At 71.1% G+C, this 15,316-nt stretch carries 18 protein-coding genes and 1 pseudogene; 8 read left to right on the top strand and 11 right to left on the bottom strand.

Features of this window, described 5'->3' with window-relative positions; translation table 11 throughout:
- Positions 1 to 109: 109 nt before the first annotated feature.
- Entirely contained in the window at positions 110 to 424 is a 315-nt protein-coding gene (locus ACNJ93_RS15745) for a hypothetical protein (RefSeq protein WP_418958033.1), read from the bottom strand.
- Between the two features lie 281 nt (positions 425 to 705).
- Here ACNJ93_RS15745 and rpsF point away from each other — a divergent pair, with 281 nt between their 5' ends.
- From rpsF to rplI, 4 genes are all read left to right on the top strand, one after another.
- Positions 706 to 996, top strand: coding sequence for a 30S ribosomal protein S6 (gene rpsF, locus ACNJ93_RS15740; protein ID WP_004950685.1), 291 nt, complete (start codon positions 706 to 708; stop codon positions 994 to 996).
- A 74-nt stretch (positions 997 to 1,070) separates the two neighbouring features.
- Positions 1,071 to 1,637 (top strand): single-stranded DNA-binding protein, encoded by a 567-nt coding sequence (locus ACNJ93_RS15735; protein WP_418958032.1) that lies wholly within the window; start codon positions 1,071 to 1,073, stop codon positions 1,635 to 1,637.
- Between the two features lie 57 nt (positions 1,638 to 1,694).
- Positions 1,695 to 1,931: a 30S ribosomal protein S18 gene (rpsR, locus tag ACNJ93_RS15730; RefSeq protein ID WP_005315025.1), complete on the top strand. Its 237-nt coding sequence runs from the start codon at positions 1,695 to 1,697 to the stop codon at positions 1,929 to 1,931.
- Between the two features lie 18 nt (positions 1,932 to 1,949).
- Complete coding sequence (gene rplI, locus ACNJ93_RS15725; RefSeq protein WP_365343988.1) at positions 1,950 to 2,396, top strand: 50S ribosomal protein L9; 447 nt, start codon at positions 1,950 to 1,952, stop codon at positions 2,394 to 2,396.
- Positions 2,397 to 2,503: 107 nt separating this feature from the next.
- Here the strand turns inward: rplI and ACNJ93_RS15720 are convergent, their stop codons facing one another.
- A complete protein-coding gene (locus ACNJ93_RS15720; RefSeq protein WP_418958031.1) occupies positions 2,504 to 3,841 on the bottom strand; it encodes an MATE family efflux transporter in 1,338 nt (445 codons plus the stop codon).
- A gap of 424 nt (positions 3,842 to 4,265) precedes the next feature.
- Here ACNJ93_RS15720 and dnaB point away from each other — a divergent pair, with 424 nt between their 5' ends.
- On the top strand, positions 4,266 to 5,753 hold the full coding sequence (gene dnaB, locus ACNJ93_RS15715; RefSeq protein WP_418958030.1) for a replicative DNA helicase: 1,488 nt from the start codon (positions 4,266 to 4,268) through the stop codon (positions 5,751 to 5,753).
- A gap of 80 nt (positions 5,754 to 5,833) precedes the next feature.
- Positions 5,834 to 7,213, top strand: coding sequence for a serine hydrolase domain-containing protein (locus ACNJ93_RS15710; RefSeq protein ID WP_418958029.1), 1,380 nt, complete (start codon positions 5,834 to 5,836; stop codon positions 7,211 to 7,213).
- 76 nt (positions 7,214 to 7,289) lie between these two features.
- Here the strand turns inward: ACNJ93_RS15710 and ACNJ93_RS15705 are convergent, their stop codons facing one another.
- The 4 genes from ACNJ93_RS15705 to ACNJ93_RS15690 form a co-directional block, all read right to left on the bottom strand.
- Entirely contained in the window at positions 7,290 to 7,742 is a 453-nt protein-coding gene (locus ACNJ93_RS15705; RefSeq protein ID WP_418958028.1) for a GNAT family N-acetyltransferase, read from the bottom strand.
- 10 nt (positions 7,743 to 7,752) lie between these two features.
- Complete coding sequence (locus ACNJ93_RS15700) at positions 7,753 to 8,232, bottom strand: MarR family winged helix-turn-helix transcriptional regulator (protein ID WP_418958027.1); 480 nt, start codon at positions 8,230 to 8,232, stop codon at positions 7,753 to 7,755.
- A 123-nt stretch (positions 8,233 to 8,355) separates the two neighbouring features.
- The gene (locus ACNJ93_RS15695) at positions 8,356 to 9,228 is read right to left on the bottom strand and encodes a GNAT family N-acetyltransferase (RefSeq protein ID WP_418958026.1); all 873 of its coding nucleotides are present in this window, start codon (positions 9,226 to 9,228) and stop codon (positions 8,356 to 8,358) included.
- 5 nt (positions 9,229 to 9,233) lie between these two features.
- Positions 9,234 to 9,764, bottom strand: a complete 531-nt coding sequence (locus tag ACNJ93_RS15690; RefSeq protein WP_418958025.1) for a DUF2269 domain-containing protein — start codon at positions 9,762 to 9,764, stop codon at positions 9,234 to 9,236.
- Positions 9,765 to 9,986: 222 nt separating this feature from the next.
- Between ACNJ93_RS15690 and ACNJ93_RS15685 the strand changes: the two genes are divergently transcribed.
- Complete coding sequence (locus tag ACNJ93_RS15685; RefSeq protein WP_418958024.1) at positions 9,987 to 11,138, top strand: globin domain-containing protein; 1,152 nt, start codon at positions 9,987 to 9,989, stop codon at positions 11,136 to 11,138.
- Between the two features lie 15 nt (positions 11,139 to 11,153).
- On the opposite strand, the gene ACNJ93_RS15680 is transcribed toward ACNJ93_RS15685, so the two are convergent.
- The 5 genes and pseudogenes from ACNJ93_RS15680 to ACNJ93_RS15660 all read right to left on the bottom strand — a co-directional run bounded on the left by ACNJ93_RS15680 (position 11,154) and on the right by ACNJ93_RS15660 (position 14,810).
- Complete coding sequence (locus ACNJ93_RS15680; RefSeq protein WP_418958023.1) at positions 11,154 to 11,672, bottom strand: NUDIX domain-containing protein; 519 nt, start codon at positions 11,670 to 11,672, stop codon at positions 11,154 to 11,156.
- A 44-nt stretch (positions 11,673 to 11,716) separates the two neighbouring features.
- Positions 11,717 to 12,613 carry a LysR family transcriptional regulator gene (locus ACNJ93_RS15675; RefSeq protein WP_418958022.1) on the bottom strand — a complete coding sequence of 299 codons (897 nt, stop codon included), beginning with the start codon at positions 12,611 to 12,613 and terminating at the stop codon, positions 11,717 to 11,719.
- 190 nt (positions 12,614 to 12,803) lie between these two features.
- Positions 12,804 to 13,928 (bottom strand): cystathionine gamma-lyase, encoded by a 1,125-nt coding sequence (locus ACNJ93_RS15670; RefSeq protein WP_418958021.1) that lies wholly within the window; start codon positions 13,926 to 13,928, stop codon positions 12,804 to 12,806.
- A pseudogene (locus ACNJ93_RS15665) lies at positions 13,925 to 14,367 on the bottom strand (low molecular weight protein-tyrosine-phosphatase). Before ACNJ93_RS15665 ends, ACNJ93_RS15670 begins: the two are co-directional and overlap by 4 nt.
- 62 nt (positions 14,368 to 14,429) lie before the next feature.
- Positions 14,430 to 14,810: a phage holin family protein gene (locus tag ACNJ93_RS15660; RefSeq protein WP_418958020.1), complete on the bottom strand. Its 381-nt coding sequence runs from the start codon at positions 14,808 to 14,810 to the stop codon at positions 14,430 to 14,432.
- A 54-nt stretch (positions 14,811 to 14,864) separates the two neighbouring features.
- On the opposite strand from ACNJ93_RS15660, the gene ACNJ93_RS15655 reads away from it, so the two are divergent.
- Entirely contained in the window at positions 14,865 to 15,182 is a 318-nt protein-coding gene (locus tag ACNJ93_RS15655) for a cupin domain-containing protein (protein ID WP_393644754.1), read from the top strand.
- The last annotated feature ends 134 nt before the right edge of the window (positions 15,183 to 15,316 follow it).

The raw sequence follows: 15,316 nt of genomic DNA, 5'->3' as shown, positions 1-15,316 counted from the left end.
GGTGTGTCCCCATCGGTACAGGGGTTCCGGCTCTCGCGCGAAGCCTACTGTGACCGAAGGGCGCCCCGAATGGCCGTGTGGCTCTCGGCCGTGCGGACGGGGAGGGGCTCTAGCCGATCACTCCGCCGAACAGGCCGCCCTGGGCCATGCCGAGGAGGAAACCGACCGCCGAGGCGCCGAGGCCCACGATCAGGGCGAAGCGCTCGCGTGTCGTGACGGAGATGAACTGGCCGTACCCGCCGGTGACGATGCCGATGAGCCCCGTCCAGGAGCTCAGCAGGTGCAGGTGGTGGAACTGGGCGGTGATGAAGGAGATCGCGCCCAGGACGAGCGTCACCGCGACCAGGGTGTCCTGGACCGGGTGCGGCTTGCCGTCGGTGGCGAAGAGGGAGTGACCGGACTGGGGTCGCATTGCCTGTGCCATGGAGCACCTCCTGGCGTGCCTGCCGGAAGGCGGCGCATCGTAGCGCCGCCCTTATCCGTTGTGTACAGATTGCGTCCCCTCACCGCCGGATTTCAACCGGAAGCAGTTGTGCGGGTACTCTGTACGGTCTGCGCCGGTGTCTGCCCAGGCCCGTCCACGGGCTCCGACAGAGCCCCTCGTCGAGGGGGACTGTCAGTGGTAGCCGATACCGTCGCTACGCATCACGACCCTCCTGCCACGGAACGACCGTGGCCGCTGAGTCCAAAGGAGGTGGGTTCCACATGCGTCACTACGAGGTGATGGTCATCCTCGACCCCGATCTCGAGGAGCGCGCTGTCTCCCCGCTGATCGAGAACTTCCTCTCCGTCGTCCGTGAGGGCAACGGAAAGGTCGAGAAGGTCGACACCTGGGGCCGTCGTCGTCTCGCCTACGAGATCAAGAAGAAGCCCGAGGGCATCTACTCGGTCATCGACCTGCAGGCCGAGCCTGCGGTCGTCAAGGAGCTCGACCGCCAGATGAACCTGAACGAGTCGGTCCTCCGGACCAAGGTCCTCCGCCCCGAGACCCACTGAGCGTCTAGCTCAGAGGTCAACGGGTTCGAGTAGCAGCAAGCAAGCAGCCAAGCAATCCCGCCGAGAGGTTCACCATGGCAGGCGAGACCGTCATCACGGTCGTCGGCAATCTCGTCGACGACCCCGAGCTGCGCTTCACCCCGTCCGGTGCGGCGGTTGCGAAGTTCCGCGTCGCGTCCACTCCCCGCACCTTCGACCGTCAGACGAACGAGTGGAAGGACGGCGAGAGCCTGTTCCTGACCTGCTCGGTCTGGCGTCAGGCGGCGGAGAACGTCGCCGAGTCGCTTCAGAAGGGCATGCGCGTCGTCGTGCAGGGCCGGCTGAAGCAGCGGTCGTACGACGACCGCGAGGGCGTCAAGCGCACGGTCTTCGAGCTGGATGTCGAGGAAGTCGGCCCCAGCCTGCGCAACGCCACGGCCAAGGTCACCCGCACCACCGGTCGCGGTGGCCAGGGCGGCTACGGCGGCGGTGGGCAGCAGCAGGGCGGCGGCTGGAGTGGAAACTCCGGCGGCGGCCAGGGCGGTGCGCCCGCTGACGACCCCTGGGCGACCGGAGCTCCCTCCGGTGGCCAGCAGCAGGGCGGCGGGGGCGGCTGGGGTGGAAACTCCGGCGGCGGCTACTCGGACGAGCCTCCCTTCTAGGGCCCTGCCCCGGAAGCAGCTCGTACCCCCACTTCTTGATCACACAGGAGAAACACCATGGCGAAGCCGCCTGTGCGCAAGCCTAAGAAGAAGGTCTGCGCGTTCTGCAAGGACAAGACCGCGTACGTGGACTACAAGGACACGAACATGCTGCGGAAGTTCATTTCCGACCGCGGCAAGATCCGTGCCCGTCGCGTGACCGGCAACTGCACGCAGCACCAGCGTGACGTCGCCACGGCCGTCAAGAACAGCCGTGAGATGGCGCTGCTGCCCTACACGTCCACCGCGCGATAAGGGAAGGGTGACCGACCAATGAAGATCATCCTCACCCACGAGGTCTCCGGCCTCGGCGCTGCCGGCGACGTCGTCGACGTCAAGGACGGCTACGCTCGCAACTACCTGGTCCCGCGCGGTTTCGCGATCCGCTGGACCAAGGGCGGCGAGAAGGACGTGGCGCAGATCCGCCGCGCCCGCAAGATCCACGAGATCGCGACCATCGAGCAGGCCAACGAGATCAAGGCTCAGCTCGAGGGCACGAAGGTGCGCCTGGCCGTTCGCTCCGGCGACGCCGGCCGTCTCTTCGGCTCCGTGACCCCGGCTGACATCGCTGCGGCGATCAAGACCGCGGGTGGCCCGGACGTGGACAAGCGCCGCGTCGAGCTCGGTTCGCCGATCAAGACCCTGGGCTCGCACCAGGTGTCCGTGCGTCTGCACCCCGAGGTTGCCGCGAAGCTCGGCGTCGAGGTCGTCGCCGCGTAACGCTGCTCCAGCAGTACAGAAGGGCCGCACCCCCGGGTGCGGCCCTTCTGGCATCCGCGGCCGTTTCACGTGAAACGGCGTGTTTCACGTGAAACACCCGAGACCCGTCAGCGGGTGGCCCCTGTGACGATCCAGCGACCGGAGCGGGCGCGGAGCCACAGCGTGAGCAGCCGGACGACCATCATCAGGGTCATCGCCCACCAGACCGCGGTCAGTCCGCCGCCGAACGACGGAACCAGGAGAGCGACCGGAGCGAAGACCGCCAAGGTCAGCAGCATCGCCCAGGCGAGGTACGGGCCGTCGCCCGCGCCCATCAGGACGCCGTCGAGGACGAACACGACGCCGGCGACGGGCTGGGAGAGCGCCACGACGAGCAGCGCCGGAAGCAGGGTGTCGCGTACGGCCGGGTCGCTGGTGAAGAGCGGGATGAACAGGGGACGGGTCAGGACGATGAGGACGCCGAGGACCACCCCCGAGACCACGCCCCACTGGACCATGCGACGGCAGGCCTGGCGTGCGCCCTCCGCGTCGTCGGCCCCGAGGTAGCGGCCGATGATGGCCTGGCCCGCGATGGCGATGGCGTCCAGGGCGAAGGCCGTGAGACTCCAGAGCGACAGGAGGACCTGGTGGGCGGCGACCTCCGCGTCGCCGAGCCGGGCCGCGACAGCGGTGGCGATCATCAGCACGGCGCGGAGCGAGAGGGTGCGCACCAACAGGGGGACGCCGGCCTGGGCGCTGGCGCGGATGCCGGCCGCGTCGGGGCGGAGGGATGCGCCGTGCCTCCGGGCGCCGCGGATCACCACGACCAGATAGGCGGCGGCCATGCCGCACTGGGCGGCGACGGTGCCCCAGGCGGAGCCGGCGATGCCCAGTCCCGCGCCGTAGACCAGCCCCAGGTTGAGCACTGCGTTGGCGGCGAAGCCGGCGACGGCCACGTACAGGGGGGTGCGGGTGTTCTGCAGTCCGCGCAGGACGCCGGTGGCCGCCAGGACGACCAGCATGGCCGGGATGCCGAGGCTGGAGATGCGCAGATAGGTGACGGCGTACGGGGCGGCCGTGTCCGAGGCGCCGAAGAGGCCGACGAGCCACGGTGCGGTGGGCAGGGTGAGCGCGACGACGGCCGCACCGAGGAGGAGGGCGAGCCAGATGCCGTCCATGCCCTGGCGTATCGCGGCCTGGAGATCGCCCGCGCCGACGCTGCGGGCGACGGCTGCGGTGGTGGCGTAGGCGAGGAAGACGAAGACGCTGACGGCGGTGGTGAGCAGGGCGGCCGCGATGGCGAGACCGGCGAGCTGCGGGGTGCCGAGATGGCCGACGATGGCGCTGTCGACCATCACGAACAGCGGCTCGGCGACGAGCGCGCCGAAGGCCGGGACGGCGAGGGCGATGATCTCGCGGTCGTGCTGCCGGCGGACGGCCTTGGGGGTCGCGGGGGCCTGGGTCATATGCACAATCTAATCTTCCACAGGTAAGAGATGCAACGCGCAAGCATCCCTTACCGTTCATGGGATCGGAGCTCCGTGTGTGGGCCGTTTGTTCTGATCTTGGTCCGGCGGCGAAACTTTTTCTCTCCCACAGCCCGTGGACGGAAAACGCCCAGGTCAGATGGGTGTCGCGGGCACCGGTATGAACTTGTCCACATGGCTGTCCCCCGGTCCGTGCACAGGATCTGCCGGGTTCTCCACAGCATCTGGGCGTTCACCCACAGGCCCTGTGGATAACCAGATTGGCTGACGGTGCCCGCGGGCCTACCGTGGTCCGGCGCCCGACGCGCCAGAAGCGGAGCCAAAGTCTCTTGGTTGTCCGAGCCGTGGCGTAAGAAAGAGTGGCACGGTGAGGTCCGCGGTGCGGACGGGAGGAGGTGGCTGGGTGAGCATTCCCGAGCCCTTGGACGACCCCTGGGCGGACACCGGGCCCAGTGACCGTCTGCCCGTCACCAGGCAGCGCGGCGACGGCCGGGGCCGCGGCCGGGGCCGGGACGACCAGCATGACCGGGGCCCCGAGGGCGGCCCGTGGGACGGCGGTCTCTCGGCCTTCGAGCGGGTGCCTCCGCAGGACCTCGACGCCGAGCAGTCGGTGCTCGGCGGCATGCTGCTCTCCAAGGACGCCATCGCGGACGTCGTGGAGATCATCAAGGGCCAGGACTTCTACAAGCCCGCCCACGAGATCGTCTACAGCGCGATCCTCGACCTGTACGCGAAGGGCGAGCCCGCCGACCCCATCACGGTCGGCGCCGAGCTGACCAAGCGCGGCGAGATCACCCGTGTCGGCGGTGCCTCGTACCTGCACACCCTGGTGCAGTCCGTGCCGACGGCCGCCAACGCCTCGTACTACGCGGAGATCGTCCACGAGCGGGCGGTGCTCCGTCGGCTGGTCGAGGCCGGCACCAAGATCACGCAGATGGGCTACGCCGCCGACGGGGACGTCGACGAGATCGTGAACTCCGCCCAGGCGGAGATCTACGCGGTCACCGAGCAGCGCACCACCGAGGACTACCTGCCGCTCGGCGACATCATGGAGGGCGCGCTCGACGAGATCGAGGCGATCGGCTCCCGCAGCGGCGAGATGACCGGAGTGCCCACCGGGTTCTCCGATCTCGACGCGCTCACCAATGGGCTGCACCCCGGTCAGATGATCATCATCGCGGCCCGTCCCGCCATGGGTAAGTCCACGCTCGCGCTGGACTTCGCCCGGGCGGCCTCCATCAAGCACAACCTGCCCAGCGTCATCTTCTCTCTCGAAATGGGCCGCAACGAGATCGCGATGCGCCTGCTCTCGGCGGAGGCCCGGGTCGCGCTGCACCACATGCGCTCCGGCACCATGACCGACGAGGACTGGACCCGCCTCGCCCGCCGGATGCCGGACGTCTCCCAGGCCCCGCTCTACATCGACGACTCGCCCAACCTGTCGATGATGGAGATCCGCGCCAAGTGCCGGCGGCTCAAGCAGCGCGCCGGGATCAAGCTGGTCGTCATCGACTACCTGCAGCTGATGCAGTCCGGCGGCTCCAAGCGGGCCGAGAGCCGGCAGCAGGAGGTCTCGGAGATGAGCCGTAACCTCAAGCTGCTGGCCAAGGAGCTGGAGCTGCCGGTGATCGCGCTCTCCCAGCTGAACCGTGGCCCCGAGCAGCGCACCGACAAGAAGCCGATGGTCTCCGACCTCCGTGAGTCCGGCTCCATCGAGCAGGACGCCGACATGGTCATCCTGCTGCACCGCGAGGACGCCTACGAGAAGGAGTCCCCGCGCGCCGGCGAGGCCGACATCATCGTCGGCAAGCACCGTAACGGCCCGACCGCCACCATCACCGTGGCCTTCCAGGGCCACTACTCCCGCTTCGTGGACATGGCCCAGACCTGACCGCCGGTGGGGTGACGGCCCCGTTCGGCGGTGGGTGAAATGGAGTCGACGGGGGTCGGGGAACGGCGTTGGATCGCTGCATGACCTCATCCTTCGAAGCCCTGCTGCCTTCCACCGAGCGGGCCTTGCTGCACCGCGTCGCCGTCGCCCAGGCCGAGGGCCGGGCGCCGTCCCTCGTCGGCGCCGTGGCCCGGGACGGGCGGACCGTCTGGTCCGGATCCCGCAGCTGTGTGGACGGGCACGCCCCGGACGCCGACACCCAGTACCGCATCGGCTCGATCACCAAGGTTTTCACGGCCGTCCTCGTCATGCGACTGCGCGACGAAGGACTGCTCGACCTGGCCGATCCGCTGGAGAAGCACCTGCCGGGCACGGGCGTCGGGGAGGTCACCGTCGCCCAACTCCTCGGGCACAGCGCCGGTCTGGCCGCCGAGTCGCCCGCACCCTGGTGGGAGCGGACCCCGGGGACGGAGCGGCCGACGCTCGACGACGTGCTGGGCGACAAGCCCCTGCTGCACCCCTCCGGTCGCGGCCACCACTACTCCAACCCCGGCTACACGCTGCTCGGTTCGCTCGTCGAGGCGGTCCGCGGGGTGTCCTGGGAGGAGGCGCTGCGCACCGAGATCCTGGAGCCGCTGGGGCTGACCCGGACGAGCGTGCACCCGGTCGCCCCGCACGCCGGGGGCTGGGCCGTCCACCCCTGGGCCGATGTGATGCTCCCCGAACCGGCCCAGGATCTGGGGCTGATGGCCCCGGCCGGCCAGCTCTGGTCGACGGCCGCCGACCTGTGCCGGTTCGCCGCCTTCCTCGCCGAGGGCGACGACCGGGTCCTGGCGGCGGCGACCGTCGCCGAGATGCGCACGCCCGCCGCGCCACCGGCCGCGGGGGACTGGGAGGGCGGCTATGGGCTCGGCGTGCAGTTGCTGCGCCGGGACGGGCGGACCTACATCGGCCACACGGGGTCGCTGCCGGGCTTCGTGGCCTGCCTGTGGGTGAGCGTCGAGGACGGTGTCGCCGCGGTCGCGCTCGCCAACGCCACGTCCGGCCCGATGGTCTCGGCGGTCGCCGGCGATCTCGTACGGATCGTGGCCGAGGCGGAGCCCCGGATCCCCGAGCCGTGGCGGCCCCTGCCGGAGGTGGACCAGGAGCTGCTCGCGCTGACCGGCCCCTGGTACTGGGGCACCTACGCCTACGGCCTGCGGCTGGAGGCCGACCGTGGCGTGACCCTGGAGCCGCTGCGCGGCGCGGCCGGCCGCCGGGCCCGCTTCAAGGCGCTGCCCGACGGCAGCTGGGTCGGGCTCAACGGCTACTACAAGGGGGAGACCCTGCGGGTGGTGCGCCGGGAGGACGGCTCGGTGAGCCATCTGGACCTGGGTTCCTTCGTCTTCACCCGGGAGCCGTACGAGCCGGGCGACGCCGTACCGGGCGGGGTGGACGAGGGCGGCTGGCGCGGCCTGTGAGCCGCTGTTTCACGTGAAACGGGTCGCCGGGGCGGAAGTCACCGCCCCGGCGGCCCGTTCGTGGCCTTGGAGGTGCTCAGAGCGCCATCTTGAACCCGACGTGCGAGGCCGTGAAGCCGAGCCGCGTGTAGAAGCGGTGGGCGTCCTCGCGGCTGGCGTCGGAGGTCAGCTGCACCAGCTGGCAGCCCAGACGACGGGACTCCTCGATCGCCCACTCCATGAGCTGCGTCCCGAGGCCGCTGCCCCGCTCGTCGGCGTGGACCCGCACCGCCTCGATGACCGACCGGGTCGCGCCCTTGCGGGACAGCCCGGGGATGACGGTCAGCTGCAGGGTGCCGACCACCCGGTCGGCGCGGACGGCGACGACCAGGTGCTGGTTCGGATCCTGATCCAGCCGGTCGAAGGCCGCCTCGTACGGAGTGAGGTCGTCGGGGGACTCACGCTGCTCGCCCAGCGGGTCATCGGCGAGCATCGCCACGATCGCCGGGATGTCCTCGCGCTGGGTGTGCCGTATTTCAAGATCGCTCATGGAGCGCACCCTACGCCTCGGCAGGCACGGGGTCACCGGGGGTCCTGAGCGCCTCGACGGCCCGGACCAGAGGAGCCAGTTCGGAGTCCTCGGCCGCCTTGTCCAGGGCCTCGCGCAGTGCGGCGTCGTTGGTGGGCCGTGCCTCCTCCAGGAGCGCGCGCCCGGCCTCGGTCACGTCGGTATAGATGCCCCGACGGTCGGTGGCGCAGATGTAGCGGGTGAGCAGGCCGCGGTCCTCCAGCCGGCTCACCAGCCGCGTGGTGGCGCTCTGGCTCAGGACGACGGCATCGGCGACCTGCTTCATCTGGAGGTGGCCGCCCGGGCCGGAGTGCTGGCGGGCGAGGACGTTCAGGAGGGAGTACTCGCGCAGGCTGAGCCCGTGTCCGGCCTCCAGGGCGCGCTCGATGTGGGACTCGATCCTGCCGTGGAGCAGCGAGAGCGCGCACCAGCCCTGGGCGAGGGCGGTGAGCGCGGGGTCGGTCGCTGTCATGGTCTCTCTCCTCGGATACGCGTCGGCCTCCCCCAGGGTAAACGAGCGCGCAATAGTCGGCGTCTGCAAGGACTCGCCGGTCAGTCCGCGGAGACTCGACGAGCGGTCCGCCGCGGACTCGGGTCAGCCCGCCGCGACCGTCAGCGGAGCGAATCGCCGGCTCCAGTCGCCCGGCAGCGCCGGGAGGCCACGGGTCATGACTGCGTTGAACGCCACGGAACCGAGGCCGTTCGCCTTGAGCCAGGACAGCAGCTCCTCGTGGCGGGTGTCGACGTCGGTGCGCAGCGGGCGGTCCGTGCCTTCGGCCAGGGCGGCGACCAGAGCCTGCGCGGTCGCCGTGTCGCGGGCGATCAGCGGGCCGATGACGTGGGTCTCCATGTTGGGCCAGGCGGCCGCGTAGCCGGTGATCGCGCCGTTCTCCTCGGCCACCCGCAGCTGGTCCGCGAAGGCGGGCAGCCGGGTGAGCATGTGGGTGCGGTCGGTGCCGAAGACCTCCGCGTCCAGGCGCAGGATCGCCGGGAGGTCCTCCGCCGTGGCCGGACGGGTGGCGAGCGCGGGGGCCGCCACCGCGCGCGTGAAGTGGCCGCGGACCATCTCGGCGCGACCGGTGAGGGCGAACCCGAGCTGCTCGTACAGCGGCTGTCCGTTCGGCGTGGCGTGCAGGGTGAGCGGGGTGTCGCCCGTCTCCTCCAGGACATGGCGCATCAGACGGCGGCCGACTCCCCGGCGGGCGTACCGCTCGGCGACCAGCACCATCCCGATGGCGGCCAGTCCGGGCCCGTACGAGGTGACCACGCAGGCCGTGACGAGTCCCGCGCCCTCCGGGTCGTCGATGCCGTAGCCCGTGCCCGCCGCGAGCAGCAGTCCCCACTTGTGCTCCTCCCGGGGCCAGCCGCGGTCCTCGGAGAGATCGGCACAGCGCGTCAGGTCGTCGAGGGTGAGGCGCCGGACGGGGAGTGCGTCGAGGGACACGGACGAGGGGAGAGGAGTAGCCATGGGGGTCAGGCTGACGGAATCGATGATCGTTCGTCCAGCGCTTTACCCGAACCGGTCCGGTGGAGCCGCAGTCGGTGGCCTCGGCGGGTGAGTCCCCACGGCTTCAGCATGGAGACGGCCGTCATGAACAGGTAGGCCGAGGCGGAGACGCTCGGCGCGGCGACGAGGCTGGCGTCCGGTACCCCTACGGCGGCCGCGTGGGCGATCTCAGGCCGCAGTGCGAACACGGTCGCGGCCGCGGTGGCCAGTGTGATCCAGAACTTGATCCAGACCCAGCGGTGGCGGGCGAGGCCCCAGGGCGTGCCCAGGGAGAGCACCAGGCCGCTGCCGAGGGCGGTGAGGGAGACCGGGACCAGGAGCCAGTCGGCGAACACCTTCATGGCCCGGTACGAGGCCGCCGTCAAGGAAGGGTCGGCGGTCGCGTAGGCGGTGATGCCCAGGGCCAGCAGCCCCAGGGAGAGGCCGAGCCAGCTCACGGAGACGGCGACATGGACGACGAGGAGCGCCCGCCGGGCGGGCCGCTGGAGTGGTTTCACGTGAAACACCGTGCCGTGGGCACCCCTCCGCCCGCGTCTGACAGCGGGAGCAACCCCGCATACGAGCCGGGGAGTACACGGCTCGCCCTCGGGCGGAGGCACGCCCTCGGGCAAAGCCCCACCCTCGGGTGAAAGAGCGCAGCCTAGCCGGACGCGGGGCGGAATTGGGCGGGAATTCCACTCTCTGTCCGCACCGGCCACCTGGACTGCCATCCTGCGCCCATGACCGAGACCGCGGAGCCGCGGATACCTCCTGCGTCCGCGCAGGACCCGTCGCCCGACGCCCTGCTCGTCCGGCGGACGCTCGCCGAGATCGCCCCTGTCGCCGACAAGGTCACCGGGTACTTCTACGCCCTGCTGTTCATCCACCACCCGGAACTGCGCGGCCTGTTCCCCGCCGCGATGGACACGCAGCGGGACCGGCTGCTCAAGGCTCTGCTCACGGCGGCCGAGCACATGGACGACCCCGACACGCTCGTTCCGTACCTCGAGAACCTGGGACGCGGGCACCGCAAGTACGGGACCGAGGCCGCGCACTACCCGGCGGTGGGCGAGGCGCTGATGGGCGCGCTGGTCCGCTACGCCAGCACCTGGGACCAGGAGACCGAAGGCGCCTGGGTCCGCACGTACACGACGATCTCGCAGATCATGATCGACGCGGCCGCCGAGGACGAGGAGCACGCGCCGCCCTGGTGGCACGCCGAGGTCGTCTCGCACGATCTGCGGACCCCCGACATCGCCGTGATCACCCTGCGCCCCGACCAGCCCTACCCGTTCCTCGCCGGTCAGTACACGACGCTGGAGACGCCGTGGTGGCCCCGGGTCTGGCGGCACTACTCCTTCGCCTCCGCACCGCGCCCCGACGGTCTGCTCTCTCTGCACGTGAAGGCCGTGCCCGCCGGCTGGGTCTCCAGCGCCCTCGTCCACCGCGCCCGTCCCGGGGACGTCCTGCGCCTCGGCCCGCCGGCCGGTTCCATGACCGTCGACCACTCGACCGACAACGGGCTGCTCTGCCTCGGCGGGGGCACGGGCATCGCGCCCATCAAGGCGCTCGTGGAGGACGTGGCCGAGCACGGCGACCGCCGCCCGGTCGAGGTGTTCTACGGGGCGCGCAACGATCAGGACCTGTACGACATCGACACGATGCTGCGGCTGCAGAAGAACTTTCCCTGGCTCTCCGTCCGCCCGGTGACCGAGCGACAGGGCCGGCTGCCGGAGGCCGTGCGCCAGTACGGCCCGTGGGCCGAGTACGACGCCTATCTGTCCGGGCCGCTCGCCATGATCCGCAGCGGCGTCGACATCCTTCCCGCCGTGGGGATCCCGGCCGACCGGATCCGCCATGACTTCCTGGCGGAGCTGGCCGGTACGCCCTGAACCGGCGGGAGCGCGTCAGCCCAGGTCGGGCGCGTGCATCGCGCGGACGCCCTCGATGTTGCCGTCGAGATAGTGCCGCAGCGACAGCGGCACCAGGTGGACCGCGGCGATACCGACGCGGCTGAACGGCACCCGGACGATCTCGTACTCGCCCTGGGGTTCGTCGACCTCGGGGCCGTGCCGCTGTGCGGGGTCCATGGACTCCAGCCGGCAGACGAAGAAGTGCTGCACCTTCACGCCGGACACCCCGCCGTCGGTGCCGATGTGCTCGACCGTGTCGACGAAGCAGGGCACCACGTCGGTGATCTTCGCCCCGAGTTCCTCGTGGACCTCGCGGTGGAGGGCCGCGACGACGGTCGAGTCCGAGGGCTCCACGCCACCGCCGGGCGTCACCCAGTAGGGATCCATCCCCGGCTTGGTGCGCTTGATAAGGATGAGGTCGTCTCCGTCGAGCAGGATGGCGCGCGCGGTGCGCTTGACCACGGGCCTGGGCGGTGCGGGGGTCTGTTCCCACGAAACATTGCTGCCGGTCATGTGAGGAAAATGGCCCGGCGCCGCCGTCCTGAAACGCCTGGGACTCACCACTCCCCGGCCGCTCGCAGCAGACACTCGTGGGCGCGCGCGATGTGCGGCAGCGCCAGCGTCCCCGTACGGACTACGAGGAAGTACGTCCGCAGGGGCGGCACCGGAGGATCGAGCAGGGCCACCAGCTCGCCCCGCTCCAGCGCCTCCCGGCACAAGTACCGCGGCAGCACCGCCAGGCCCGCCCCGGCGGCGGCCGACTGCAGCACGGCGCGCAGATCCGGGACGATCACCGCGGCGGAGGCAGCCGGCTTGCTCTCGAAGACGGCCGCCCAGTACCGGGCCACGAAGGGCAGCGACTCGTGCACCTCCACCACGGGAAGCCGCTCCAGCGCCACCGCACCCCTGGACGGCAGCACCCCGGGTTCCAGCCGGTCGGCCCAGCGCGGCGCGGCGACCAGGACGTGCTCCTCGTCGCACAGCGGCGTCGCGGCGAGCAGCCCGCCGCGCGGCCGTGCCGTGGCGACGGCCAGGTCGTGGTGCCCGGCGGCCAGCCCGTCGAGGGTCTCCTCCGTGTCGCCGAGCAGCGAGGTGCGCAGCGCCAGGCCCTGCGCGACCAGCGGGGTCAGCGCGGGAACGGCGCGGGCCGAGAGGAACTCCGGCGGACCGGCGAGGTGGAGGGTGCGCGATCCGCTCTCCTCCTCGAGCCCGGTCTCCACGATCTCGACCAGCGCGTCGAGATGCGGAGCGGCCCGGTGGGCGAGCTCGTCGCCGACGGTGGTGGGAGTGACGCCGCGGGCCTGGCGCAGGAAGAGCGGCCGTCCCAACTGCCGTTCGAGTGTGCGTATCTGGCTGGTGACCGCCGGCTGGGAGAGACCGAGGAGCGCGGCGGCGCGGGTGAAGGAGCCGGCCCGGTGCACCGTGACGAACGTGCGCAGCAGGGCGAGATCCATGTCCGCCCCTCTCCGGCCGCCCGCATGACCGTCCAACTATAAATAAGTCGATAGGCCTCTGTCGCTACAGTGATTGGACACTGACGCAGAGTCAACTAGCCTTGTACGCGCGGGTTCTCCGCGCGTGGAACCGGGGCGTTCCGAGCCATGAGGGGGGAGGCTCGGAGCACCCCGTTCCCGTTCCGCGGGGTCAGCCGGCGGCCTTGTCGAGCGCCCGGAGCACGTCCTCGACCAGGTCCTCCGGATCCTCCGCGCCCACCGAGAGCCGGATGAAACCCTCCGGCACGGCGTCGCCGCCCCACCGCCCGCGCCGCTCCGCCGTGGATCGCACGCCGCCGAAGCTGGTCGCGTCGTCCACCAGCAGCAGTGCGTCCAGGAAGCGCTCGGCCCACTCCTTGTCCGGCAGCACGAACGACACCACCGGACCGAATCGCCGCATCTGCGCCGCCGCCACCGCGTGCGAGGGGTCGCCCGGCAGGCCGGGGTACCGCAGTCCGCTGACCTCCGGCCGCGCCGCCAGCGTCTCGGCGAGCGTCAGAGCCGTCGCGCACTGCCGGTCCACGCGCAGGCGCAGCGTCGCCAGCGAGCGGTGCGCCAGCCACGCCTCCATGGGGCCCGGGATGGCCCCGGCGATCTTGCGCCAGCGCCGCACGCCCGCCGCCAGTTCCGGATCGCGGCAGGTCACGTGGCCGAGGAGGATGTCGCCGTGCCCGGTCATGCCCTTGGTGTCGCTGGCCACGGAGAAGTCCGCGCCCAGCTCCAGCGGCCGCTGCCCGAGCGGAGTGGCCAGGGTGTTGTCGACGGCCACGAGCGCCCCGCCCTCGTGCGCCGCGCGCACCAGCCGCCGCACGTCGCAGACGTCGAGCCCGGGGTTCGAGGGCGTCTCGATCCACAGCAGCCGCGCCCCGTCCAGGACCTCCAGCTGGGCGTCGCCCCCGGTCGGGGCGGTGCGCACCTCGATCCCGTACGCCCGCATCTGCTCGCGCAGCAGGGCCAGCGCCTGGTAGCCGTCGCCGGGCAGGACCACGGCGTCGCCGGCCTTCAGCTGGGACAGCAGCACGGCCGAGATCGCGGCCATGCCGGAGGCGAAGACGACCGTCTCCACGCGCTCCCCCGGGGCCTCGAGCTCGCCGATGGCGCGCTCCAGATGGGTCCAGGTGGGGTTCTCGTCGCGGCCGTACGTGTAGGGGCCGGTCGGTTCCCCGGGCAGGTGGTAGTGGGCGGCGAAGACCGGGCCGGGCAGCGTCGGCTCGTACTTCACCGGCTCCGGCAGTCCGGCCCGTACCGCCCGCGTCCCCTCGCCGTACTCGCTCACGCCGTCCGCTCCTTCACGTTCTCGCGCACCGCGGCCAGCAGGCCCTCGCTCGCCGCCTCCACCATCGTCAGGCACTGCTCGAACTCGTCCGTCCCGCCGTAGTACGGATCGGGCACGTCGAGGTCGGAGGCGTCCGCCGCCGGGTCGTACGAGCGCAGCAGCCGTACCTCCCGGCGTCGTCCGGCGTCGGGGCGAGCCGCCGCAGCGCGCGCAGGTGTCCCTCGTCCAGGGCGATCACCAGATCCAGGGCCGGGAACCACGAGGCCAGGAACTGCCGGGCCGTGTGCTCCGAGGCGTACCCGCTCTCCCGCAGGACCGCGACGGTGCGCGGATCGGCGGGGTCGCCCTCGTGCCACCCGCCGGTCCCGGCGCTGTCCACCTCGATCACGCCGTCCAGACCCGCCTCGGCGACCCGCGCCCGGAACACCGACTCGGCCATCGGCGAGCGGCAGATGTTCCCGGTGCAGACGAAGCAGACGCGGTACGCGGTACGCACGCGGCTCAGTCCTTGCCGTCGGGGAGCAGCACGTTCAGCGCCCACGACACGACCGAAATGATCAGGCCACCGAGCACGGCGGTCCAGAAGCCCTCGACGTGGAAGGGCAGGTCCGCCTGGTCCGCGAGCCAGGAGGTCAGCAGCAGCATCAGGGCGTTGATCACGAGGGTGATCAGGCCCAGGGTCAGAATGAACAGGGGCAGCGCGAGCAGGCTCACGAGCGGCTTCACCAGGAAGTTGACCAGGCCGAAGACCAGCGCGACGAGGATCAGCGTCCAGATCTTCTCGCCGGTGCCGGAGCCGGTCAGCGTGATGTCGTCGAGCAGCCAGGTCGCGACGGCGAGGGCGCCCGCGTTCGCGATCGTCTTGACTACGAAATTCTTCATGTGTCTGATCGTGGCAGACAGGATCGGGCCAAGGCAGGGGTGGGCGGACACACGATGAAGGCATTCCGAATGGACGAGCTGGAGGCGGAACGGCGTGCCAACGACGGCGCGTACCTCCAGTTCCTCCGCGAGCGGAACATGTCCGCCGGGCTGTACGCGCTGGACGCCGGGGAGCTCGACCCGCAGAGCCCGCACACGGAGGACGAGATCTACTTCGTCGTCAGCGGGCGGGCCTCGATCACCGTGGGCTCCGAGACCACGCAGGTGGGGCGGGGCAGTGTCGTGTACGTGCCGGCCGGTGTGCCGCACAAGTTCCACCACATCACCGAGGACCTTCGGGTGATGGTCGTGTTCTCCCCGCCGGAGAGCTGAGCCGCCGGAGAGCTGAGCCGCCGGAGAGCTGAACGGCCCGGAGAGCTGAACCGCTGGGGCGCGGGGAGCTCTCGGGGTTCCCTAGGGGGCGGATCAGGGGAGAGCAAGGGCCGCGAGGCCCCCGCCGGACCCCC

Origin of the sequence: Streptomyces tritici, from assembly GCF_048500665.1 — a bacterium.
Lineage (GTDB): Bacteria > Actinomycetota > Actinomycetes > Streptomycetales > Streptomycetaceae > Streptomyces > Streptomyces tritici.
Note: the sequence above shows the minus strand (reverse complement) of the source record. Positions and strands in the feature narration are given on the sequence as shown.

What these genes read in the sequence shown, in the direction of transcription:
- ACNJ93_RS15745 (WP_418958033.1), bottom strand. Translation starts at nt 424, where the DNA reads ATGGCACAGGCAATGCGACCCCAGTCCGGTCACTCCCTCTTCGCCACC.
- rpsF (WP_004950685.1), top strand. Translation starts at nt 706, where the DNA reads ATGCGTCACTACGAGGTGATGGTCATCCTCGACCCCGATCTCGAGGAG.
- ACNJ93_RS15735 (WP_418958032.1), top strand. Translation starts at nt 1,071, where the DNA reads ATGGCAGGCGAGACCGTCATCACGGTCGTCGGCAATCTCGTCGACGAC.
- rpsR (WP_005315025.1), top strand. Translation starts at nt 1,695, where the DNA reads ATGGCGAAGCCGCCTGTGCGCAAGCCTAAGAAGAAGGTCTGCGCGTTC.
- rplI (WP_365343988.1), top strand. Translation starts at nt 1,950, where the DNA reads ATGAAGATCATCCTCACCCACGAGGTCTCCGGCCTCGGCGCTGCCGGC.
- ACNJ93_RS15720 (WP_418958031.1), bottom strand. Translation starts at nt 3,841, where the DNA reads ATGACCCAGGCCCCCGCGACCCCCAAGGCCGTCCGCCGGCAGCACGAC.
- ACNJ93_RS15710 (WP_418958029.1), top strand. Translation starts at nt 5,834, where the DNA reads ATGACCTCATCCTTCGAAGCCCTGCTGCCTTCCACCGAGCGGGCCTTG.
- ACNJ93_RS15705 (WP_418958028.1), bottom strand. Translation starts at nt 7,742, where the DNA reads ATGAGCGATCTTGAAATACGGCACACCCAGCGCGAGGACATCCCGGCG.
- ACNJ93_RS15700 (WP_418958027.1), bottom strand. Translation starts at nt 8,232, where the DNA reads ATGACAGCGACCGACCCCGCGCTCACCGCCCTCGCCCAGGGCTGGTGC.
- ACNJ93_RS15695 (WP_418958026.1), bottom strand. Translation starts at nt 9,228, where the DNA reads ATGGCTACTCCTCTCCCCTCGTCCGTGTCCCTCGACGCACTCCCCGTC.
- ACNJ93_RS15685 (WP_418958024.1), top strand. Translation starts at nt 9,987, where the DNA reads ATGACCGAGACCGCGGAGCCGCGGATACCTCCTGCGTCCGCGCAGGAC.
- ACNJ93_RS15680 (WP_418958023.1), bottom strand. Translation starts at nt 11,672, where the DNA reads ATGACCGGCAGCAATGTTTCGTGGGAACAGACCCCCGCACCGCCCAGG.
- ACNJ93_RS15675 (WP_418958022.1), bottom strand. Translation starts at nt 12,613, where the DNA reads ATGGATCTCGCCCTGCTGCGCACGTTCGTCACGGTGCACCGGGCCGGC.
- ACNJ93_RS15660 (WP_418958020.1), bottom strand. Translation starts at nt 14,810, where the DNA reads ATGAAGAATTTCGTAGTCAAGACGATCGCGAACGCGGGCGCCCTCGCC.
- ACNJ93_RS15655 (WP_393644754.1), top strand. Translation starts at nt 14,865, where the DNA reads ATGAAGGCATTCCGAATGGACGAGCTGGAGGCGGAACGGCGTGCCAAC.